We start from the raw sequence: 20,574 nt of genomic DNA on the forward strand, positions 1-20,574 counted from the left end.
GTGACAAACCGGTCATTCTAGCGGGGTACCCCCACCACACCACCCTGCAGTGCTTCCCCCCGCGGGTACAATCCGGCCTCTTTTTTTTCGAAACGACGGACCTTTCGGGTCCGGAGGGACGCACCACTTCACCCATCCCGCGCGAATTCGTCTGACGAGCACAGCGCTGGGGGCTGGCAACAGCCCCACCTGCCCCTTCATAGGGGGAGTCTTCAGGTCCAGGACGCCATGTCTGATTTGAGTCTTCAACTGCAGCAGGCCAAAAGCCAGTTTTCCGTGTCGAGCTACTTCGACGAGGCGCTGTTCCAGCGCGAGCTGGAGTTGATCTTCCAGCGCGGGCCCCGCTACGTGGGGCATGCACTATCGGTTCCCGAACTGGGCGACTATTACGCCCTGCCCCAGGAAGGCGAAGGCCGCGCCCTGGTGCGCACCCGCTCGGGCATCGAGCTGGTGTCCAACGTGTGCCGCCACCGCCAGGCCATCATGCTCAAGGGTCGCGGCAACCTCGGTATCGAGCGCCCGGGTCACGCCGGCGGCAACATCGTCTGCCCCTTGCACCGCTGGACCTACAGCGGCATGAACGCCCCCCAAGGCGCCAAGGCTGGCGAGCTGCTGGGTGCGCCGCACTTTGACCATGACCCTTGCCTGAACCTCAACAACTACCGCCTGCGCGAGTGGAACGGGCTGCTGTTCGAGGACAACGGCCGCGACATCGAGGCCGACCTGGCCCACATGGGTCCACGCCAGGCGCTCAGCTTCGAGGGCATGGTGCTGGACCACGTTGAACTGCACGAGTGCAACTACAACTGGAAGACCTTCATCGAGGTCTACCTCGAGGACTACCACGTTGGCCCGTTCCATCCGGGGCTGGGCAACTTCGTTACCTGCGACGACCTGCGCTGGGAATTCAAGCCCGAGTACTCGGTGCAGACGGTGGGCGCGCAGAACCTGGGCAGCAAGGCCGGCAGCGCCACCTACCAGCGCTGGCACGAGGTGCTGATGAACTACCGCCAGGGCAAGCTGCCCGAGCACGGCGCCATCTGGCTCACCTACTACCCGCACATCATGGTCGAGTGGTACCCGCATGTGCTCACCGTCTCGACGCTGCACCCGATCAGCGTCGACAAGACGCTGAACATGGTGGAGTTCTACTACCCCGAGGACATCGCCGCTTTCGAGCGCGAATTCGTCGAGGCGCAACGCGCGGCGTACATGGAAACCTGCATCGAGGACGACGAGATCGCCGAGCGCATGGACGCGGGCCGCAAGGCGCTGCTGGCGCGAGGTGACAACGAAGTCGGCCCGTACCAGAGCCCGATGGAAGACGGCATGCAGCACTTCCACGAGTGGTATCGCCAGAAGATGGGCAAGGCCTTTTCAGGCTGAACGGAGCACGATCTTCTTTCCGCCCGCCACCAGTTCTCGACCAGCCGGGGCCTGATCCATGCAGGCCCTGTGGATGCTGCTCGCGTCCTTCTTCTTTGCCAGCATGGGCGTGTGCATCAAGTACGCGTCGGCCCACTTCAACAGCTTCGAGGTGGTGGCCTACCGCGGCCTCGTGGGCATGCTCTTTCTCTGGGGCCTGACGCGCTGGCAAGGGGTGACGCTGGGCACGCGCGTGCCGATGATGCACGTCTGGCGCAGCATCGTTGGCACGGTTTCGCTGACGGCCTGGTTCTTTGCGATTGGCGTGCTGCCGCTGGCCACCGCGATGACGCTCAACTACATGAGCAGCGTCTGGATCGCCACCTTCTTGCTGGGCGGTGCGGTGCTGGTGCAAGGGCGCGGCAGCCCCATTCGCCAGCAGGCGCCACTGTTCCTCACCGTGCTGGCCGGCTTTGCCGGCGTGGCCATGCTGCTTCGCCCCAGCTTCAACCCCGAGCAGGCCACCGGCGCGCTGGTCGGCCTGATGTCGGGCCTCTTCGCCGCCCTGGCCTACCTGCAGGTCGCGGCGTTGGCCAAAGCGGGTGAGCCGGAATCGCGCACCGTGTTTTATTTCTCGCTGGGCGCTTTGGTGGCGGGTGCCATTGGCATGCTTTTTGTCGGCATGAGCCCGCTGCGCTGGCCGACCGCCCTTTGGCTGTTGCCCATTGGCTTGCTGGCCGTGTTCGGCCAGATCTGCATGACCCGCGCCTATTCGAGTGGCGCCACCATGGTCGTGGCCAACCTGCAGTATTCGGGCATCGTGTTTGCAGCCCTTTACAGCGTCACCTTGTTTGGCGATCAACTGCCCCTGATTGGTTGGGCGGGCATGGCCCTGATCGTGGTCAGCGGCATCACCGCCACGGTGCTGCGCGCACGCAGCATGCCGCAAAGTCCGCCCGAGGAGCCTTGAGAACTGCAGACATTGACAGGTAGCGCGCCAACGGTGTGTACAGATGTGCGACACAATGCCGCGATGTACTCGACCCTGATCCAGCCATCCGAGCTGATGGCCCTGCGCAACGCCGGCACCCCGGTGCTGGTGCTTGACAGCAGCTTCGATCTCAGTGACCCGGGCGCCGGTCGCGCGCAGTTCGAGCGCGAACACCTGCCGGGCTCTCTGTACGTACACCTTGACCACGACCTGAGCGACAAGTCCCGCCCGGCCAGCGAGGGGCGCCACCCGCTGCCGGATGTTCAGGTCTTCGCAGGTACGCTGGCCAGACTGGGTTTGAATCAAGGCACGCAGGTCGTGGTGCTGGATCGCCAGGGCGCGAACTACTGCGGACGACTGTGGTGGATGCTGCGCTGGGCGGGGCACGACGCGGTGGCCGTGCTCGATGGTGGCCTGCCCGCCTGGAAGGCGGCCGGCGGCGCCATTGAATCCGGTCCGACGGCCCTGCCGGCACCGGGTAACTTCCAGTTCAAACCCGCGTTGACCTCACCGGTGGACACCGCCTCTTTGCTGGCGCGCCTCGGGCGTGCCGACACGACGGTGATCGACGCACGCGCGGCAGCCCGATTTTGCGGCGAGGTCGAACCGCTGGACCCCGTGGCCGGCCACATCCCTGGCGCCCTGAATCGCCCCTTCGGCGACAACCTGCAGGCCGATGGCCGTTTCAAAACCGCCGAGCAGTTGCGCGCCGAGTTCCTGCGCCTGCTGGGCGGGCGCGACCCCGCCACGGTGGTGCACCACTGCGGCAGCGGTGTCAGCGCCTTGCCGAACGTGCTGGCCATGGAAATCGCTGGCCTGAGCGGCTCGCAGCTCTATCCAGGCAGCTGGAGCGCCTGGTGCAATACCGAGGGCACGCCGCGTGCAAGAGGCTGAGCCGGCGGGCACGCCGGTGCATGTCGAAGTTCCGGCATCGGTCGAATTGAGAAACACCATGATGGCGGTGTGCGCCGCCATCGGTGTGGCATCGCTCGTCGTGCTGTTTCTCGACCTGTTTCTGGCGCCAGCCGGCAGCAGCGAGGCGCCAGTCGCCACCTTGCTGACCGTCATTGCCTGGTCGAGCTGGCTCGCGCTGCGTCTTCGCAAACTGATGCCGGAGGTTGTGGCCCTGATCGTGGTGCTGGGCGTGATCGCCACCGCCACCTTCTCGGTCATCTCCTACGGGTCGGTGCGCACCGCCGTGAACTTCCTGTTCGTGGGCGCCGTCGTGGGCGCCGGCATCTTCCTCGGTCGCCGCGCCATGGTGGCGGTGGTACTGGGGTTGATCCTGCTGCTGGGCGTGTTGATCGCGATCGAAACGCACGGTGGCTTCGGGCAGACACCCGACTTCTCTGTGACATGGCGGGTGTGGGTCACGCAAAGTGCCGCACTGGTGGTCGTCGGGCTCATCGTGATGCACAGCCGCGCAGTGAACCAGCGCGCGCTGGACCGCGTTCGTGCCGAGCTGGAACGGCGCCGCCTGACCGAGCAGGAACGCGACCGCAGCCTTGCGCGCTTCACCCGCATCTTCCAGTCCAGCCCCAGCCCGATGATTGCGCAGTCGGCGCGCACCGGCGCCATTCTGGACGTGAACCCGGCGTTCGAGCGCTGCTACGGCTACCGCCGCTTTCAGGTGCTGGGGCGCGAGGACACTTTCCTCTGGGCCGACCCGCTGGAGCGCGAACGCTACGTCGAGCGCCTCGCGCAAACCCGCCACATCGACCAGCACCGCTGCCGGGCCCGCCGTGCCAATGGCACGGTGTTCGAGGCGCTGATCTCCAGCACCATGGACAGCGAGGTCGACGACCGTCTGGTCATCTCCACCGTGACCGACGTCACCAGCCGCGAGGAACTGCTGGGCAAACTGCGCCGCTCGGAGGCTTTGTTTTCCACTGCTTTCAACTTCGCCCCCCTGAACCTCACCATCACGCGGCTGTCGGACGGCACATTCCTTGAGGTCAACCGGGCCGAAGACCGCGTGCAAGGGCTGCGCCCCGACGACCTCAAGGGTCGCACCTCGGTCGAGGTGGGCGCGTGGCTGTCGCTGGAAGAACGCGCGCAATTCGTGGCCCAGCTGAAGGCCGACGGGCATGTCGACGCCTACGAGACGCGCATGCGCCACAAGGACGGCACGCTGGTCGATGCGCGCCTGTGGGCCGAGGTGATCGAGATCGACGGCGAGCCGTGCGTGCTGGCCAGCAGCATCAACATCACCGACGAAAAGCGCCGCGAAGCGCTGCTGCTGGAGGTCGCCAAAGGCGTCGCCGCCGAAACGGGCGAGGCCTTCTTCAGCGCCTTGGCGCGCCACCTGAGTGACGCCATCCAGGCCGAGCTGGTGATGGTGGCCGAAGTGCGAGAAGGCACTTCACTGGACACCCTGGCCGTCTGGCGCGATGGCCGGCTCAGCCGCAACTTCACCTTCAGCGTCATTGGCACGCCTTGCGCCGATACCCTGCAGCAAGACGGCCTGATGACCTGCCCCGTCGGCCTGGCCAACGCCTACCCCAATGCGCCGCAACTGCGCGCCCAGGGCTACCAGGCCTACCTTGGACAAGCGCTGCGCGATGCCGATGGCCAGACCGTCGGCCTGCTCATGACCATGTGGCGCGAGCCGGTGGACATCCGCCCCGACACCGAGGCCTTGCTGTCCATCTTTGCCAGCCGCGCGCAGGCCGAGCTGGTGCGTCTGCGCCGCGAGCGCGAGATCGTCAGCCTCAACGAGTCGCTGGAGCACCGTGTGCGCGAGCGCACCGCCGAGCTGCAAAAGCTCAATGCCGAACTGGACGCCTTCGCCTACTCCGTCTCGCACGACCTCAAGTCGCCTCTGCGCGCCATCGACGGCTTCACACGGCTGCTGCAGGAGCAGCTCGACGACCGCCTCGACGACGACTCTCGCGACCTGCTCAACCGCGTGATTGGTTCTTCGCAGCGCATGGCGTCCATCATCAACGACCTGCTCGCGCTGGCCCGCGTCAGCCAGGGCGTGCTCAAGCGCACCGAGATCGACATCAGCGAAATGGCACGCCACGTGACGGACATGGAGCTGTCACGGCATCCCGCGCGCCAGGTGAAGGTCGACATCCAGCCCGGCCTGCTGGCCAACGTCGACCCAGATCTGGCCCGCATCGCGTTCGAGAACCTGATCAGCAACGCACTCAAGTACACGCGCCAGCGCGAGCTGGCAGAGGTGTCGCTGGGCGTGGTGGTGGATGACCAGGGCGACGCGCCGCCCCGCTTCTTCCTGCGCGACAACGGCACCGGTTTCGACATGGCCTTCGTCGGGCAGTTGTTCAAGCCCTTCCAGCGCCTGCACCGGGCCACCGAGTTCGAAGGCACCGGCATCGGCCTGGCCACCGTGCGCCGCATCATCGAGCGCCACGGCGGGCGCATCGAGGCCGAGGGCCACCCGGGTCAGGGCGCCACGTTCTGGTTCAGCTTCGGCGAGCCCGTCGCCGACTAGGGCAGGTCCACAAAGCTCAGTGACCGTGGGCCACGCCACTGACCACGGTCACCAGGGCAATGCCCGCCGCCAGCCAGGCCACCTGCGCCACCGTCTCGCGCAGGCTCAGGCGCTTCTGCAACTGCGGAATCAGGTCGGCCAGCGCCACATACACAAAGCTGCTGGAGGCCGCCACCAGGAAGTACGGCAGCCAGTCGTCGAGCTGCACCAGCAGGAAGTAGCCCACCAGCCCGCCCAGCGCGGTCACCGTGCCCGCCAGCGACACCTTCACCAGCGCCGCGCGGTTGTTGCCCGAGGTCTGGCGCAGCACCACCAGGTCGCCCATGTGGTGGGGCACCTCGTGGGCCAGCACCGCCAGCGCGGCCACGGCGCCCAGGCGCATGTCGGCCAGAAAGGCCGAAGCGATCAGGATGCCGTCGCCAAAGGCGTGGACGCTGTCGCCCAGCAACACGGCCCAGCCACCGGCGCGCGGTTCGTGGTGGTGATGGTCGTGGTGGGCGTGTGCATGGTGGGCATGCCCATGACCGTGTTCACCCTGGTGGTGTTCGTGCCCGTGGTGCCACAGCTCGGCCTTGTCGAGCAGAAAAAAGAACACCAGACCCGCCAGCAGCAGCGCGAACAGCTCGTGCGCGCCAGCGGCGCTTTCAAACGCCTCCGGCAGCAGGTGCATGAAGGCGGTCGCCATGAGCGCGCCCGCAGCCAGGCTCAGCATGTGCTGGGTAAAGCGCGCCAGCATGGCGTAGCTCAGCAGCGCTGCCACCCACACGCTGCCCACACCGGCGGCGACGGTACCGATCAAGATTGCCAACAAGGTCATGTGGCTCACCAAGCAAAAAGAAGGCCGCCTTTTGCAGGCGACAAAAAAAGGCCGCCCGAGGGCGGCCTTCGTTGGGGGTGTCGCCCGATCAGGCGACGCCGTGCTGTTTGAACCAGGCCAGTGCCCGCTTCCAGCCGTCCTCGGCCGCCTCCTTGCGGTAGCTGGGGCGGTAGTCGGCGTGGAAGGCGTGCGGAGCGTCCGGGTACACCACGAAGGTCGAGGCCTTGGCGGCCGCGTTGTTCGAGGCGGCCAAGGCGGTTTTCATCTTATCAACCGTGTCAAGCGGTATTCCGGTGTCGGCGCCGCCGTACAAGCCCAGCACCGGGCCGTTCAACAGGCCGGCGATGTCGATCGGGTTCTTGGGCGTCAGGTCGTTGTTCTGGCCGACGATGCGACCGTACCAGGCCACCGCTGCCTTCACTTGTGGGTTGTGGGCGGTGTAGAGCCAGGTCTGGCGCCCGCCCCAGCAGAACCCCGTGACGGCCAGCTTGCTGGTGTCGCCGCCGTTGGCGGCCGCCCACTTCACGGTGGCGTCCAGGTCGCCCATCACCTGGGCATCGGGCACCTTGCTGATGACCTCCTGGATGAGTTTGGCGATTTCACCGTAGCTCTGGGCGTCGCCCTGGCGGATGAACAGCTCGGGCGCGATGGCCAGGTAGCCCGCCTTGGCAAAGCGGCGCGCGGTGTCGGCGACGTACTCGTGCACGCCAAAGATCTCGGACAGCACCAGCACCACCGGCAGGCCGGTCTTGCCGGCGGGCGCGGCGCGGTAGGCCGGCATCTTGAAGCCGTTGACGTCGATCATCACCTCGCCCACCGTCAGCCCGTCGGCCGGCGTGCGGATCGCCGTCTGGGCCATCAGCGGCACGGCGGCGGCGGCATAGCCCACGCCCAGGGCGGTCTTGAGGGCGGTGCGCCGGGTGGCGCCGCGTTCGCTGGACTCGCCAGGCAGCAAGGCCTCGGCGTCGCGGGTCAGATCCTGATCATGCATGCGGGTCTCCTGTGGTGGTGGTGGGCAAACCAGCAGCAGAGTCTGCCCGCGCGGCAAAGGTTCCGCCGTTCGACGGCGGTTTGTCCATGGGTCGTCCACGGGTTCAGTGGGCCTTGTCCCAGTTGGGGCCTACGCCCACCTCGGCCAGCAGCGGCACCTTGAGCTCGGCCACGCCGGCCATCAGGCGCGGCACCTCGGTGCGCACCCAGTCGGCTTCGGCCTCGGGCACCTCGAACACCAGTTCATCGTGCACCTGCATGATCATCTTCGTGCCCTTGCCCTGCGCATCCAGCGCGGCCTGCACCGCCACCATGCTGAGCTTGATCAGGTCGGCCGCGGTGCCCTGCATGGGCGCGTTGATGGCCGCTCGCTCGGCGCCGCCGCGGCGCGGACCGTTGGGGCTGTTGATCTCGGGCAGGTACAGCCGGCGGCCAAACACGGTTTCCACATAGCCACGCGCCTTGGCGCTCTGGCGGGTTTCGTCCATGTAGCGCTTCACGCCCTCGAAGCGCTCGAAGTAGCGCTGGATGTAGTTCTTGGCCGCCGTGTTGTCGATGCCCAGGGCCTTGGCCAGGCCGAAGGCGCTCATGCCGTAGATGAGGCCGAAGTTGATGACCTTGGCGTAGCGCCGCTGCTCGCTGCTGACCTGCCCCAGCTCGACCCCGAACACCTCGGCCGCGGTGGCGCGGTGCACGTCCTGGCCTTCGTGAAAGGCGCGCAGCAGCGCCGCGTCCTCACTGATGTGCGCCATGATGCGCAGCTCGATCTGCGAATAGTCGGCGCTGGCGATCACGCTGCCGGCGGGCGCCACGAAGGCCTCGCGCACGCGCCGGCCTTCGGGCGTGCGGATCGGGATGTTCTGCAGGTTCGGGTCATTGCTGGAGAGCCGCCCGGTCACCGCAACCGCCTGCGCATAGTGGGTGTGCACACGGCCCGTGCGCGGGTTGGCCATCTGGGCCAGCTTGTCGGTGTAGGTGCCCTTGAGCTTGGACAGGCTGCGGTGCTCCAGGATCTTGGCGGGCAGTGGGTAGTCCTCGGCCAGTTTTTCCAGCACCTCTTCGTCGGTGCTGCGCGCGCCGGTGGCGGTTTTCTTGATGACGGGCAGGCCGAGCTTGTCGAAGAAGATTTCGCCCAGCTGCTTGGGACTGCCCAGGTTGAAGGGCTGGCCGGCGATGGCGTAGGCCTCCTGTTCCAGCGCCACGATGCGCTGGCCCAGCTCGTGGCTTTGCGCCGCCAGCGTGGGCGCGTCGATCAGCACGCCGTTGCGCTCGATGCGGTAGAGCGTCTCACTGCTCTGCATCTCGAGTTCGTAGATGAACCTGAGCTTGTCGTCCGCCTGCAGGCGCGGCCACAGCACACGGTGCACGTCCAGCGTCTGGTCGCTGTCCTCGCACGAGTACTCGGCCGCCTTGGGCACATCGACCTGCGCGAATGGAATCTGGTGCGCGCCCTTGCCGCACAGTGACTCATAGCTGATGCCCTTGCGGCCGGTGTGGCGCTCGGCCAGGCTTTCCAGGCTGTGCGGCTTGTGCACCTCCAGCACATAGCTCTGCAGCATGGTGTCGTGCCGGTAACCCTGCACCTCGATGCCATGGTTGGCAAACACATGCCGGTCGTACTTGATGTGCTGCCCCAGCTTGGCCTTGACCGGGTCTTCCAGCCAGGGCTTGAGCCTGGCCAGCACCTCGTCGAACGGCAGTTGTTCGGGCGCGTCGGGGCCCGAATGGCGCAGGGGGATGTAGGCCGCCTCACCCGGGGTCACGCTGAACGAGATGCCCACGATCTCGGCCACCATCTCGTCAAGCGAAGTCGTCTCGGTGTCCAGCGCCACCAGCTCGGCCGCGCACACGCGCGCGAGCCAATCGTCGAACTGCGCCCAGCTCAGGATGGTGTCGTACTTGAGCTCGCCCCGCGGCACGGCCTCGACCGGCTCATCGTCGAACAGGCCTTCGGTGGCACCGTGCGGCACGGCGGTGCTGCCCGCCTGCACCGGTGCGTCCTTGCCAGAAGCCGCCTTGGCCGCCAGCGACTTGAAGCCGTACTGCTCGTAGAAGGTCTTGAGCGCGTCGTGCGCGGGCTCGCTGACCCGGATGGCATCCAGCGCGGGCAGCCCCGGCACAAAGCCATTGAGGTCGCAATCGGTCTTGATGGTGAGCAGCTGGCGGCCGGTGGGCAGCCAGTCCAGCGCCTTGCGCAGGTTCTCGCCCGCCACGCCCTTGATCTCGCCGGCGCGCGCCACCAGCGCGTCGAGCGAGCCGTATTCCATCAGCCACTTGGCGGCCGTCTTGGGGCCCACCTTCTCGACACCCGGCACGTTGTCGACCGCATCGCCGACCAGCGTCTGGTAGTCGATCATCAGAGTCGCCGGCACGCCGAACTCGGCCTGCACGCCAGCTTGGTCGCGGCGCTTGCCGCTCATGGTGTCGATGATGGCGATGTGCTCGTTGACCAGTTGCGCCAGGTCCTTGTCGCCACTGCTGATGATCACGTCGTAGCCCTGGCTGGCGGCCGTGCTGGCCAGCGTGCCGATCACGTCGTCGGCCTCGACGCCGGGCACGTCAAGCACCGGCAGCCCCAGCAGGCGCACCACCTCGTGGATCGGCGGGATCTGCGCCCGCAGGTCGGGCGGCATCGGGCTGCGGTTGGCCTTGTATTCGGGGTAGATGTCGTCGCGAAACGTGGGGCCCGAAGCGTCAAACACACAGGCCGCGTACAGCGTGGGCACCTCCTTGCGCAAGCTCTGGATCATGTTGATCATGCCGCGGATGGCACCCGTGGCCGGGCTGTTGGGGTCGCCGGGCACCGCCCGCAGGTCGGGCATGGCATGAAAGGCGCGGTACAGGTAGCTCGATCCGTCGATCAGCAGCAGCGTGCGGTCAGGGTCTTGGGTCATGGCGCGATTGTGGGGGAACCGCCAGGGTCGGATGCCCCTGCCTACAATGCCGCCATGGTCCGCCCACCCTTGCCCGCCCTCCTCCTGTTCGCCGCCCTGATCAACGCTCTGATCGGCACCGCGCAGGCCCAGACGCCACCACCGCCCGACGCCGCGCCTGTGCAGCGCACGCCGGGCGATCGCGTGGAGCGCATCACCAACGAAGACGCGCTCACCCGCATCGACGAGGTGCGCGTGGACGGCCAGACGCAGTCCATCCAGGTGCAGCCCAAGAACGGCGCCCCTGCGTACCAGATTCAGCCCCTGTCGCCCGGCAACGCACCCGGCGACACCAACGGCCGCTCGTCGGGCAATGCCGGGCGCAGCAGCTGGCGCGTCCTCAATTTCTGATTCTTCATGGCCGTCTACACCGAGGTGCCGTTCGGCGAAGCCGCCGCCCTGATCGACCGCCTGAACCTGGGCACGCTGACCGACTTGCGCGGCATCCAGGGCGGCATTGAGAACACCAACTACTTCGTCACCTGCGAGCGCGAAGGTCAGACCGAAGAGCACGTGCTCACCGTGTTCGAGCGCCTGAGCGCCGAACAACTGCCCTTCTACCTGCACCTGATGAAGCACCTGGCTACGCACGGCATCCCTGTGCCGGAGCCAGCGGTCGACGCCAGGGGAGAGATCCTGCACGAGCTGCAGGGCAAACCCGCCGCGGTGGTGGACAAGCTGCGCGGGCGCAGCGAGCTGGCACCGACCGAACACCACTGCGCCGCGGTGGGGGCCATGCTGGCGCGCATGCACGCCGTGGGACGCGACTTCGAGCGCCGCCAACCGAATCTGCGCGGCCTGTCCTGGTGGAACGACACCGTGCCGGTGGTGCTGCCTTATGTGAGCGACGCACAGGCCGCCCTGCTGCGCGCCGAGCTCGCGTACCAGAACCACGTGGCCGCCAGCAGCGCCTTTAAGGCCCTGCCCCGCGGCCCCATCCACGCCGACCTGTTCCGCGACAACGTCATGTTCGAAGACGGTGCGCTCACCGGTTTCTTCGATTTCTACTTCGCCGGCATCGACACCTGGCTGTTCGACATCGCGGTCTGCCTCAACGACTGGTGCGTGCGCCACGGCGGCGCGGCCGACGGCACCCCGGTGCCTGAGCTGCAACAGGCCTTTCTGGCCGCCTACGAAAGCGAGCGCAGCCTCACCGCCGCCGAACGCAGCCTGCTGCCGGCCATGCTGCGCGCTGGCGCGCTGCGCTTCTGGCTGTCGCGCCTGTGGGATCTGCACCTGCCCCGCGAAGCTGCCATGCTGCAAGCGCACGACCCGGCGCACTTCGAGCGCGTGCTGCGCGCGCGCTTGCCCAACCGGGTGCGACAGGTCGATGCCGAGGCGGTGGTGGCATGAGGGTACGCGTCAACAAGGCCGCCGTTGGCTGGCAATGGGTCCGCCAGGGTGTGCTCACCTTCTTTCGGCAGCCCCTGGCCATGTCCGGCCTGTTCTTCATGTTCATGGCCATCGCCACGGTGCTGTCCTTTGTGCCACAGCTGGGCACGGTGGTGTCGCTGGCCCTGGTGCCCGCCGCCACACTGGGTCTGATGGCCGCCACGCGCGTGGCCGGCGAAGGGCACTTCCCCATGCCGGTGCTGCTGTTCACCGCCTTCCGGGGCGGCAAGCCGCGCACGCAGGCCATGCTGATGCTGGGCGCGCTGTACGCGGTGAGCCTGATGGTGGTGCTGGGCATCTCCCGGCTGTTTGCCGGCGACGCCCCGGTACCCACCCCCGACGTGGACATGTCGCCCGAGGCTGTGAGCGCCGCGATCATCACCCCCGTCACCTGGGTGGCCATGCTGCTCTACGTGCCGGTGCTCATGGCCTTCTGGCACGCGCCGGCACTGGTCTTCTGGCACGGCGTCAAGCCACTCAAGAGCCTGTTCTTCAGCCTGATCGCCTGCTGGAGCAACAAGGGCGCGCTGTTCCTGTTCACCCTGGGTTGGGTGGGCGTGTTCATGGTGGTGGGCCTCGCACTCGGGCTGCTGGGCTCGGTGCTTGGGGGCGCGCAGGCGCTGAGCATCGTGGTCTACCCCATGGTGCTGCTCATGGCGTCCATGTACCACACGTCGCTGTGGTTCACCTTCCGAGCCAGTTTCGAGTTCGACGAGCCAGACACCGCGCCAAACTGACAAGCCTAGGAGGTCAGTCATGAGCCAACACACCCTGCAAGGTCGCACCGAGTCCGAGGTGACCTGGTACCAGCGCCGCGAGACGCTCAAAGCCGCGGCGGCCTGGATCGCCATGGGCGGCATGCCCGCGGCCATGGCGCAATCGCGCAGCAACATCGTCGACCTGGTGGGTGATGTGCTGGTCAACGGCGAGCGCCTGGTGCGCGAACAGATCATCCAGACCGGCGACCAGATCGTCAGCGGGCCCGCCTCACGGCTGGTCTTCATGCTGGGCAACGCCGCTTTCCACGTGCGGCAGAACTCGCAACTGACCGTCGAACGCGGCCGCTCCATCAACACCATGAGCCTGCTGCGTCTGCTGGGTGGCGCCGTGGTCAGCGTGTTCGGCCCCTCCAGCTACCGGGCCATCAGCACCCCCACCCTCACCGCCGGCATCCGCGGCACCGGTGTCTACACCGAGGTCATGGCCGCGCAGGGCGGGCGCACCTACTTCTGCAACTGCTACGGCCGGGTCGAGCTCGAACGCGCCGGGCAGAACGTGCTGTCGCAATCGGTCTACCACCAGTCGTTCTGGGGCGAGGCCGAACCCAAGGGCGGGCGCTACATCACCCCCGCTGGCGCCATCAACCACACCGACGAAGAACTCGAATTCCTCGCCCAGCTCATCGACCAACGCACGGCCTGGCAGATCATGGGCAAGAAGGGCATCAAGGACGGGCGTGGCTTCATGGAGCCGCAGGGTGAAGGCATGCACCCGGCGTATCCGAGGTAGAGCTGTCGCAGCACCCGTAGCGTACGTCGACCACCCGCTCGCGCGAGGGATGGGCAATGGCTGACGGATTCGATCCGATGTGAGGGTGTCTTTGGTCCCCGCTGACACCCAACACGCGCCACCCACTTCAACGATCTCGACGCGCCCTCAAGTGGCACCAAGTCCTTCAGACACCGTGCTGGCGAATTGACTGCGGATCGCGACGTGGGCTAGGGCCTGTTCACACTATTTTTCCAAGATGCGTTGCGGATCAAAAAGGCCATGCGCAAGACGCGAAACGCAGACGGGCCGGTGGCCCGGCGAGGCTTCGCAACGCGGCGCATGGCCTTTTTGGCCGCAACCCGCAGGGAACGGGGTGAAAACAGCGCCACTCGTCGTTGCACTCCTAGGCCAGGTGGCCAGCCTGGCCGTCGTCCCGCGCCTAGATTGGCGCTGTGTTCACCCCGTTCGCACTTGGAAAAATAGTGTGAACAGGCCCTAGCGATCTGCGGCACGGAGCCGGGACGCCGACACGCGCAGCTCGCCAAGGAAGCGCTCGACGGCCTGCTCCCTGGTGAACTCACCTGCGGGAAGACTCACATTGAGCGCGGCGATCGTTGCCCCGCTGCGATCGCGCACGGCCACCGCCAACCCACAAATCGACTCGTCGAGCTCACCCTCGACCCATGCCCATCCCTTGTCTCGAACGGATCGCACCTCCTCGCGCAAGAGCTCGACGTCGGTCAAGGTGGCACCAGTGAAGCGCGTCAGTTTTGCGATTCGCAGATAGCGGTCGAGTTCTTCGTCGGAGAGTCCCGCAAGCAGGACCCGCCCCATCGAGACGGCGTGCGCGGGGAGCCGGCTGCCCAACGTCGGGCTCATCGGCAGGATGCGTTTGGCATGTTGCCGGTGCACATAGACAAGCTCTTCGCCGTCAAGGACCGACAGCGCACACGACTGCTGGGCACGGGCGCACAGCTCTTCCAACGTCGGTTGCGCATCGCGCCAATAGGGAAGCGTTGACAAGTAGGAAAGCCCGAGGCGCAGCACCCTGGGAGTCAACCAATATCTCTTGCCATCTGTGCGAACGAACGACAGATCGATGAGGGTCAGCAGAAACCGCCTCACCGCGGTGCGCGGGAGTTCAACGCCCTCGGCCACTTCCGCAAGCGTCATGCCGCCGGGACCTCGCCCGAGGACCTCAATGACTTTCAGACCCCGCGCAAAGGTGCGGACAAACGATTCACTTTCTGGAGTTGCCATGACGAACGTGTGTTGACAGTCAAAGTATGACCGCCCAATAATGACCTTCAGGCGGTTATCAATAACCGCTTAGCGGACATTCTAACCGATGTCCTGTCGTTTCAACCTGACTGGCGCCGCCAATGACCGAACAAGCTTTCGAAACCGACTTCTGGAAGGACAACACACTGCGAAAGACCTGGGAGGAGATCGTCCCAGGCGAACCCCGCAAGACCATTCCCTACACGCTAACGCTGGAAGCCATCCAGAAGTACTGCCGCGTTGTGGGCGACATGCACCCCCTCTATTTCGATGAGGCCTACGCCAAGTCAACGCCCTACAAGGGACTCATTGCGCCACCGGCGATTCACATCCTGCTGATGTTCTCCTGCACGCCTGCGGACGACTGGATGAGAAGCCCGGGCACGGTCAACGCGGGTCAATCGTGGAGCTACAACGTGCCAGCCCGGCCTGGCGACACGATTCGCCTGGAAGCGCGCGCACTCGACAAATTCATCAAACGCGATCGCTTGTTCGTGGTGCACGACAACGTGTTCTTCAACCAGCACAACCAAGTCATCTGCGCCGGCCGAGGCTGGACGATTCGGCCCCAATGAAGGATCCCAACATGAGCACAACTGCTTCGACCATCAAGACGGGCCACCAGATCGGCGGCACACCCTTCTCGCCTACCCGTGAGTCAATTCGCGCGTTCTGTGAAGCATCGCTGGACTTCAACCCGCTTCACCTCGATGACGACTACATGAAAGGCAATTTCGGCCGCACCAACTTCGGCGGAATCATCATGCACGGCATGAACAACTTCGGCGTGATCACGAAGATGCTCACTGACTGGACGCATGAGCTCGGTGGCGTCCAGCGCAGACTGGAAACTCGCTGGAAGGCCCCCGTGAAGCCCGGCGACACCATCACACCCAGTGCGGTGGTCACCTCAAGCAAGGACACACAAGGCAGTCGCTGGCTCACCCTGGACGTGCAGGTGCAAAACCAGCGCGGCGAAACGGTCGCATTGGGCGAAGCAATGGTCGAGGTTCCGCTGAACCGCTGATCGAGAAGACACCGAAGGCATAACTCAACACGGAGACAAACATGACGAACTTCCAGACCTGCTTTCACATGAAGGCGCGAATTGCGGCCGCATTCCTCGGCGCCCTGACCCTGGTCGGCCTTCCGGCTACTGCACTGGCGCAGGCATTCCCCACTCAGCCGGTCAAGCTCGTTGTGCCATTCCCTCCCGGCGGCACCACCGACATCCTGGCGCGCCACTTGGCCAAGGAACTCCAAGACCAATGGGGTCAGCCAGTGGTCGTTGAAAACCGGGCTGGCGCCAGCGGCACCATCTTCTCGGATCAGCTCGCACGCATGCCGGCAGATGGCTACACGCTGATGCTGACTGCAACCCATCACGTCATCAATCCGGCGCTCTACAAGAACCTCAAATACAACGCGCGCACGGATTTCACGCCGCTGGCCCAGGTGGCTTCGGTTCCGAACGTGCTCGTCGTGCACCCGTCCTTCCCGGCCAAGAACGTTGCCGAACTGATTGCCTATGCCAAAGCCAATCCGGGAAAGGTCAATTTCGGTTCGTCCGGCACCGGTGGCGCCAATCACCTCTCCGGCGAACTGTTCAAGGCAATGGCCGGCATCGAAATGCTGCACGTTCCCTACAAGGGCGCGGCCCCTGCGTTGAACGATCTGCTGGGTGGGCAGATTCCAGTGATGTTCGACTCTGTTCCCGGTGTCCTGCAACACATCCAGGGTGGTCGACTGCGCGCCCTTGGCGTTACCACCTTGAAGCGGTCGTCCGCCCTGCCTGACGTTCCCACCATCGACGAAGCCGGACTGAAAGGCTTCGAAGCCACTGCGTGGTTTGGGCTCTACGCACCGGGCCATATGGCGCCACCACTTCGCGACAAGCTGTCCAAGGACGTGTTGGGTGCACTGCAAAGCCCAGCCATCCGGGCGCAGTTCTCAAGCCTTGGCGCCGAACCCGGCACGATGCCCCAGGAAGCCTTCGCCACATTCGTCGACACCGAACTCACGAAGTGGGCCAAAGTCATCGCTGACGCCAAAGTCAAGATCGACTAGGAGTGATCCTTGCTCGACAGCACGCAAAACGAGCTCGCAGGGGCTGGCGCTCTCTCACACATCAGGGTCCTGGACCTTTCACGCATCCTGGCAGGTCCCTGGTGCACACAGAACCTTGCCGACATGGGGGCAGAGGTCATCAAGGTTGAACGTCCGGGCGTTGGTGACGACACCCGCTCCTGGGGGCCACCCTGGGTGCGTGACAACGAGGATGGCGAGCGACGCGATTCCACCTATTTCGCTGCGGCCAACCGAAACAAGAGGTCCATCACGCTCGACATCTCAACGCCGCAGGGCCAGGACATCGTGCGGCAGCTGGCCGCACTGAGCGACGTGGTCGTCGAGAACTACAAGATCGGAGACCTGCGTCGCTACGGTCTGGACTACGAAACCTTGGCGAAGGTCAACCCGAAACTGGTGTACTGCTCGATCACGGGCTACGGCCAGGACGGTCCAAGTTCGCACAAGCCGGGGTACGACTTCGTCTTTCAGGCCATCGGCGGCTTGATGAGCATCACGGGCGAGAGAGACGACCTTGCCGGTGGCGGGCCCCAGAAGGCCGGCATCGCCATTGCCGACGTCATCACAGGCATGTACGCCACCATCGCCATCCTCTCTGCGCTGCATGGCCGAACCGTGTCTGGGCGAGGGCAGTACATCGACATGGCACTACTTGACTGCATCGTTGCGCTGGGTGGCAACCAAGTGACGGGATACTTTGCAACGGGCAAGGCGCCCGGTCGCTATGGCAACGCCCACGCCAGTCTGGTGCCTTACCAGGTCTTCGCCGCCAGCGACGGCGAAATCGTTGTGGCGGTCGGCAACGATAGCCAATGGCAGCAGTACTGCATCGCCATCGAGCGACAGGATCTGGCCGATGACCTGCGCTGGTCCAAGGTGACAGGTCGCATCGTGGGCAGGCAGCAGCTGGTGCCGGACCTGGCGCGCACGATGCTCACGCGAACCTGTGCCGACTGGATGACCCGACTCGAGGCACGAGGCGTCCCTTGCGGGTCCATCAACAACTACGAACAGGTATTTGAAGACGAGCAAGTCCGCCATCGAAACATGCGGGTGGACATGAACCGGCCCGATGGCAGTACCGTGTCCACGATCGCCAGCCCCCTGCGACTGTCGGACACGCCGCCCGTCTATGACCGGGCGCCACCATCTCTTGGAGATTCCACGGACGCTGTGCTTGCCGAGCTGCTGAAGCTTTCCGCAGAGGATATTGCAAGGCATCGCCTCGAAAAGATCATCTGACGCGCTTCGCTGACGCCACCCTCACCTGACCTCGGCGATCACCTGTCCCAGCGCGTTGTCCACCACCAGCGGGGTCTCGAAGTAGGTCAAGGTGGGTTCACTCCCGTAGCTCGCCCGGATGCGTTGGCGCCAGGCTTCGTTGTGCGCGGCCTCGGCAGCGGCACGGTTCTTCCAGAGATAGAAGGCCCCGGCAATGCCGTTGGCCGGGTCGTAGATGAAGGTTTTGCGGATCAGGTCGGCCTCGCGCTGCCAGCGCGGCGCGACCTCGTGCATGCCGGCCACCACGGCTTCGCGCGTGATGCCGGGCGGGAGGGCGAACTGGACGAACTCGGTGATCATGCGGTGGCCTTGAACAACAGCGGGACGGCCATCATACGAACCCGATTCGTTACGTGCACCAAGCAAAAGGCCCGCACCATCGCCGGTGCGGGCCTTCTGTCTCAGCGCCGATCGATCAGGTACCGATCACGCCGCCGTCGTTCTTGGTGATGACGATGGTGGCCGAACGCGGGCGCGCAGCACCGCCTTCGGGCCAATGGCTGTTGCCACCTTCACCCGGGTGCTGGATGTTGATGAACATCGTCTTGCTGTCGGGCGTGAACGTCATGCCAGTCACCTCGCATTCGACCGGGCCCACGAAGAAGCGGCGAATCTCCTTGGTGGTGGGGTTGGCACACAGCATCTGGTTGTTGCCCTGGTTGGCGTAGTTGCCGGCGTTGCTGTAGTTGCCGTCGGTCTGGATCCACAGGCGACCGGCGCTGTCGAAGCCCAGGCCGTCGGGGCTGTTGAAGGTGTTGTTGGCGTTGACGTTGGACGAGCCGTTGTTGAGCGAGTTGGCCTGCGTGATGGTGGGGTTGCCCGCCAGCACGAACAGGTCCCACTCGAAGGTCAGCGCAGTCGGGTCACCGCCAGCTTCGCGCCAGCGGAGGATCTGGCCGTAGATGTTGGCGGTGCGCGGGTTGGCGTCGTTGGTGGTTGAGCGACCCGAGTTGTTGGTCAGCGTGACGTACACCTCCTTGGTGGTGGGGTGCACAGCCACCCACTCGGGGCGGTCCATGGGCGTGGCGCCCATGGCGTCGGCGGCCAGACGGGTGTTGACCAGGATTTCGGCCTGCGACGCGTACGCGGCCAGCGCGGGGTTGGTGGTGGTCATGGGCATCCATTCGCCGGTGCCCATCATGTCGCCGGTGGTTGCGCCGTCGTTGAACTTGGCCACGTACAGCGTGCCGCTGTCGAGCAGGTCGCGGTTGTTGGCGATGTTGCCTTCGATGTAGGTGCCGGTGCTGACGAACTTGTAGATGTAGTCGTTGGCCTGGTCGTCACCCATGTAGACCACCACGCGGCCATTGGCGGCAATCGCGTAGGCGGCGTTCTCGTGCTTGATGCGGCCCAGCGCGGTGCGCTTCTTGGGCGTGGAAGCGGCGTCGAAGGGGTCGATCTCGACGATCCAACCGAAGCGGTTGGCTTCCTTGGGTTCCTTCTGCCAGTCGAAGCGGTCGAAGTACTGCTCGTACTTGCGCGAGGTGGTGCCGCTGCTCAGGCCGTAGCGCGTCTGGTTGGTGTCGCGCGTGGTGCCGGGGCTGGCGGTGTTGGTGGTACCGAAGTACTGGTTGAAGTTCTCTTCGCAGGTCAGGTAGGTGCCCCAGGGTGTCCAGCCGTTGCCGCAGTTGTTGAGCGTGCCGTACACCTGCGTGCCGGTGGTGTCGGCGGTGGTCTGCAGCAAGGCATCGGCCGCGGCCGGACCGGTCAGCTGCATCAGCGTGTTGCCAGTGATACGGCGGTTGTAGCTGGAGTCGACGACGATGTTCCACACACCCGCGGTGCGCTTGATGTGCACCACGGCCACGCCATGGGCGTTGAGGTCCTTGTTGGCGTCGTCAAGGCTGTCGACCACGCCGTTGGTGAACAGGTAGCCCACGTTGGTGTATTCGTGGTTCATCACCAGCAGGCCTTCGTCGCTTTTGCCGTTGATGGCGAAGTAGTGAATGCCGTCGTGGTTGTCGCCCATCTGGCGGGCCTGGGCAGCGGCGTCTTCGCTGGCGTCGCCGGCCCAGGTCGAACCCGCACCGGTCGAGAACAGCGGCGTGCCCCAGGGGGCCAGCACGCTGGCGCTGTAGCCCGCAGCGATCTTGACCTCGTCGGTGGTCGAGACGGGGATCGCAGTGAAGCCGAGCAGATCGGTGGCGGGCGCTGGTGCGGGCGCAGCAGCATCGCCGCCACCACCGCAGCCACTCAAGCCGGCGGAGAGGAACGCCACGGCAGCGGCGCCCACACCGGTCTTGAGCATGAAGCCGCGGCGGTTCACGGCACGTTCAACCAGGCGCTGGAAGTGCTCGTTGGCGCTCGGGTTGGTGGGCAGGTCTTCGCTGTCGACAAGGTGAGTCATGGATTTCTTTCGGTGGGGTTGATGGAATGAACCGCCGCGAAGGCTAGGCAGCCTGCGTGAAAGAAACGTGAAACCCCGCCGTCGAAACGGCCCACTGCGCCGCACAGCGCCGCTGTCACACGCACGCCATGAACACCTGTG

The 20,574-nt window shown here is 65.5% G+C and carries 18 protein-coding genes; 12 read left to right on the forward strand and 6 right to left on the reverse strand.

What is annotated here, in order from left to right:
• Positions 1 to 228 precede the first annotated feature (228 nt).
• The 4 genes from KF871_RS08780 to KF871_RS08795 all read left to right on the forward strand — a co-directional run bounded on the left by KF871_RS08780 (position 229) and on the right by KF871_RS08795 (position 5,813).
• Positions 229 to 1,386, forward strand: coding sequence for an aromatic ring-hydroxylating dioxygenase subunit alpha (locus KF871_RS08780; protein WP_291140831.1), 1,158 nt, complete (start codon positions 229 to 231; stop codon positions 1,384 to 1,386).
• 58 nt (positions 1,387 to 1,444) lie between these two features.
• Entirely contained in the window at positions 1,445 to 2,335 is an 891-nt protein-coding gene (locus tag KF871_RS08785; protein ID WP_291140834.1) for a DMT family transporter, read from the forward strand.
• A gap of 63 nt (positions 2,336 to 2,398) precedes the next feature.
• Positions 2,399 to 3,250, forward strand: coding sequence for a sulfurtransferase (locus tag KF871_RS08790; protein ID WP_291140837.1), 852 nt, complete (start codon positions 2,399 to 2,401; stop codon positions 3,248 to 3,250).
• Positions 3,251 to 3,308: 58 nt separating this feature from the next.
• Complete coding sequence (locus KF871_RS08795) at positions 3,309 to 5,813, forward strand: PAS domain S-box protein (RefSeq protein ID WP_291140840.1); 2,505 nt, start codon at positions 3,309 to 3,311, stop codon at positions 5,811 to 5,813.
• 16 nt (positions 5,814 to 5,829) lie between these two features.
• Here KF871_RS08795 and KF871_RS08800 read toward each other — a convergent pair whose 3' ends face one another.
• From KF871_RS08800 to polA, 3 genes are all read right to left on the reverse strand, one after another.
• Positions 5,830 to 6,630 carry a ZIP family metal transporter gene (locus KF871_RS08800; protein ID WP_291140843.1) on the reverse strand — a complete coding sequence of 267 codons (801 nt, stop codon included), beginning with the start codon at positions 6,628 to 6,630 and terminating at the stop codon, positions 5,830 to 5,832.
• A gap of 88 nt (positions 6,631 to 6,718) precedes the next feature.
• Positions 6,719 to 7,621 (reverse strand): dienelactone hydrolase family protein, encoded by a 903-nt coding sequence (locus KF871_RS08805; protein ID WP_291140846.1) that lies wholly within the window; start codon positions 7,619 to 7,621, stop codon positions 6,719 to 6,721.
• 103 nt (positions 7,622 to 7,724) lie between these two features.
• A complete protein-coding gene (gene polA, locus KF871_RS08810; RefSeq protein ID WP_291140849.1) occupies positions 7,725 to 10,514 on the reverse strand; it encodes a DNA polymerase I in 2,790 nt (929 codons plus the stop codon).
• A gap of 54 nt (positions 10,515 to 10,568) precedes the next feature.
• On the opposite strand from polA, the gene KF871_RS08815 reads away from it, so the two are divergent.
• Genes KF871_RS08815 through KF871_RS08830 form a run of 4 tightly spaced genes read left to right on the forward strand, consistent with a single transcriptional unit; the run spans position 10,569 to position 13,454 of the window.
• Entirely contained in the window at positions 10,569 to 10,904 is a 336-nt protein-coding gene (locus KF871_RS08815; RefSeq protein WP_291140851.1) for a hypothetical protein, read from the forward strand.
• Positions 10,905 to 10,910: 6 nt separating this feature from the next.
• Entirely contained in the window at positions 10,911 to 11,906 is a 996-nt protein-coding gene (locus tag KF871_RS08820) for a homoserine kinase (protein ID WP_291140854.1), read from the forward strand.
• Positions 11,903 to 12,682: a BPSS1780 family membrane protein gene (locus tag KF871_RS08825; protein ID WP_291140857.1), complete on the forward strand. Its 780-nt coding sequence runs from the start codon at positions 11,903 to 11,905 to the stop codon at positions 12,680 to 12,682. The genes KF871_RS08820 and KF871_RS08825 overlap by 4 nt, the downstream gene beginning before the upstream one ends.
• Positions 12,683 to 12,701: 19 nt before the next feature.
• Positions 12,702 to 13,454 carry an iron dicitrate transport regulator FecR gene (locus KF871_RS08830; protein ID WP_291140860.1) on the forward strand — a complete coding sequence of 251 codons (753 nt, stop codon included), beginning with the start codon at positions 12,702 to 12,704 and terminating at the stop codon, positions 13,452 to 13,454.
• Positions 13,455 to 13,931: 477 nt separating this feature from the next.
• Here KF871_RS08830 and KF871_RS08835 read toward each other — a convergent pair whose 3' ends face one another.
• Positions 13,932 to 14,696 carry an IclR family transcriptional regulator C-terminal domain-containing protein gene (locus tag KF871_RS08835; protein WP_291140864.1) on the reverse strand — a complete coding sequence of 255 codons (765 nt, stop codon included), beginning with the start codon at positions 14,694 to 14,696 and terminating at the stop codon, positions 13,932 to 13,934.
• Between the two features lie 122 nt (positions 14,697 to 14,818).
• Between KF871_RS08835 and KF871_RS08840 the strand changes: the two genes are divergently transcribed.
• The 4 genes from KF871_RS08840 to KF871_RS08855 are packed head-to-tail and all read left to right on the forward strand — an operon-like array spanning position 14,819 to position 18,047.
• Positions 14,819 to 15,292, forward strand: a complete 474-nt coding sequence (locus KF871_RS08840) for a MaoC family dehydratase (RefSeq protein WP_291140893.1) — start codon at positions 14,819 to 14,821, stop codon at positions 15,290 to 15,292.
• 11 nt (positions 15,293 to 15,303) lie between these two features.
• On the forward strand, positions 15,304 to 15,744 hold the full coding sequence (locus tag KF871_RS08845; RefSeq protein WP_291140896.1) for a MaoC family dehydratase: 441 nt from the start codon (positions 15,304 to 15,306) through the stop codon (positions 15,742 to 15,744).
• A 41-nt stretch (positions 15,745 to 15,785) separates the two neighbouring features.
• Positions 15,786 to 16,784 carry a tripartite tricarboxylate transporter substrate binding protein gene (locus tag KF871_RS08850; RefSeq protein WP_291140899.1) on the forward strand — a complete coding sequence of 333 codons (999 nt, stop codon included), beginning with the start codon at positions 15,786 to 15,788 and terminating at the stop codon, positions 16,782 to 16,784.
• A 9-nt stretch (positions 16,785 to 16,793) separates the two neighbouring features.
• The gene (locus KF871_RS08855) at positions 16,794 to 18,047 is read left to right on the forward strand and encodes a CaiB/BaiF CoA-transferase family protein (protein ID WP_291140902.1); all 1,254 of its coding nucleotides are present in this window, start codon (positions 16,794 to 16,796) and stop codon (positions 18,045 to 18,047) included.
• A 21-nt stretch (positions 18,048 to 18,068) separates the two neighbouring features.
• On the opposite strand, the gene KF871_RS08860 is transcribed toward KF871_RS08855, so the two are convergent.
• Both KF871_RS08860 and KF871_RS08865 read right to left on the reverse strand, forming a co-directional pair.
• Positions 18,069 to 18,386, reverse strand: a complete 318-nt coding sequence (locus tag KF871_RS08860; protein ID WP_291140905.1) for a YdhR family protein — start codon at positions 18,384 to 18,386, stop codon at positions 18,069 to 18,071.
• 115 nt (positions 18,387 to 18,501) lie between these two features.
• On the reverse strand, positions 18,502 to 20,433 hold the full coding sequence (locus KF871_RS08865; protein WP_291140908.1) for a PhoX family phosphatase: 1,932 nt from the start codon (positions 20,431 to 20,433) through the stop codon (positions 18,502 to 18,504).
• Between the last annotated feature and the right edge of the window lie 141 nt (positions 20,434 to 20,574).

Source organism: Hydrogenophaga sp. (assembly GCF_019635465.1).
GTDB lineage: Bacteria > Pseudomonadota > Gammaproteobacteria > Burkholderiales > Burkholderiaceae_C > Hydrogenophaga.

What these genes read in the sequence shown, in the direction of transcription:
- KF871_RS08860 (WP_291140905.1), bottom strand. Translation starts at nt 18,386, where the DNA reads ATGATCACCGAGTTCGTCCAGTTCGCCCTCCCGCCCGGCATCACGCGC.
- KF871_RS08800 (WP_291140843.1), bottom strand. Translation starts at nt 6,630, where the DNA reads ATGACCTTGTTGGCAATCTTGATCGGTACCGTCGCCGCCGGTGTGGGC.
- KF871_RS08795 (WP_291140840.1), top strand. Translation starts at nt 3,309, where the DNA reads ATGATGGCGGTGTGCGCCGCCATCGGTGTGGCATCGCTCGTCGTGCTG.
- KF871_RS08825 (WP_291140857.1), top strand. Translation starts at nt 11,903, where the DNA reads ATGAGGGTACGCGTCAACAAGGCCGCCGTTGGCTGGCAATGGGTCCGC.
- KF871_RS08845 (WP_291140896.1), top strand. Translation starts at nt 15,304, where the DNA reads ATGAGCACAACTGCTTCGACCATCAAGACGGGCCACCAGATCGGCGGC.
- KF871_RS08835 (WP_291140864.1), bottom strand. Translation starts at nt 14,696, where the DNA reads ATGGCAACTCCAGAAAGTGAATCGTTTGTCCGCACCTTTGCGCGGGGT.
- KF871_RS08785 (WP_291140834.1), top strand. Translation starts at nt 1,445, where the DNA reads ATGCAGGCCCTGTGGATGCTGCTCGCGTCCTTCTTCTTTGCCAGCATG.
- KF871_RS08780 (WP_291140831.1), top strand. Translation starts at nt 229, where the DNA reads ATGTCTGATTTGAGTCTTCAACTGCAGCAGGCCAAAAGCCAGTTTTCC.
- KF871_RS08820 (WP_291140854.1), top strand. Translation starts at nt 10,911, where the DNA reads ATGGCCGTCTACACCGAGGTGCCGTTCGGCGAAGCCGCCGCCCTGATC.
- KF871_RS08790 (WP_291140837.1), top strand. Translation starts at nt 2,399, where the DNA reads ATGTACTCGACCCTGATCCAGCCATCCGAGCTGATGGCCCTGCGCAAC.
- KF871_RS08850 (WP_291140899.1), top strand. Translation starts at nt 15,786, where the DNA reads ATGACGAACTTCCAGACCTGCTTTCACATGAAGGCGCGAATTGCGGCC.
- KF871_RS08830 (WP_291140860.1), top strand. Translation starts at nt 12,702, where the DNA reads ATGAGCCAACACACCCTGCAAGGTCGCACCGAGTCCGAGGTGACCTGG.
- KF871_RS08805 (WP_291140846.1), bottom strand. Translation starts at nt 7,621, where the DNA reads ATGCATGATCAGGATCTGACCCGCGACGCCGAGGCCTTGCTGCCTGGC.
- KF871_RS08865 (WP_291140908.1), bottom strand. Translation starts at nt 20,433, where the DNA reads ATGACTCACCTTGTCGACAGCGAAGACCTGCCCACCAACCCGAGCGCC.
- polA (WP_291140849.1), bottom strand. Translation starts at nt 10,514, where the DNA reads ATGACCCAAGACCCTGACCGCACGCTGCTGCTGATCGACGGATCGAGC.
- KF871_RS08815 (WP_291140851.1), top strand. Translation starts at nt 10,569, where the DNA reads ATGGTCCGCCCACCCTTGCCCGCCCTCCTCCTGTTCGCCGCCCTGATC.
- KF871_RS08840 (WP_291140893.1), top strand. Translation starts at nt 14,819, where the DNA reads ATGACCGAACAAGCTTTCGAAACCGACTTCTGGAAGGACAACACACTG.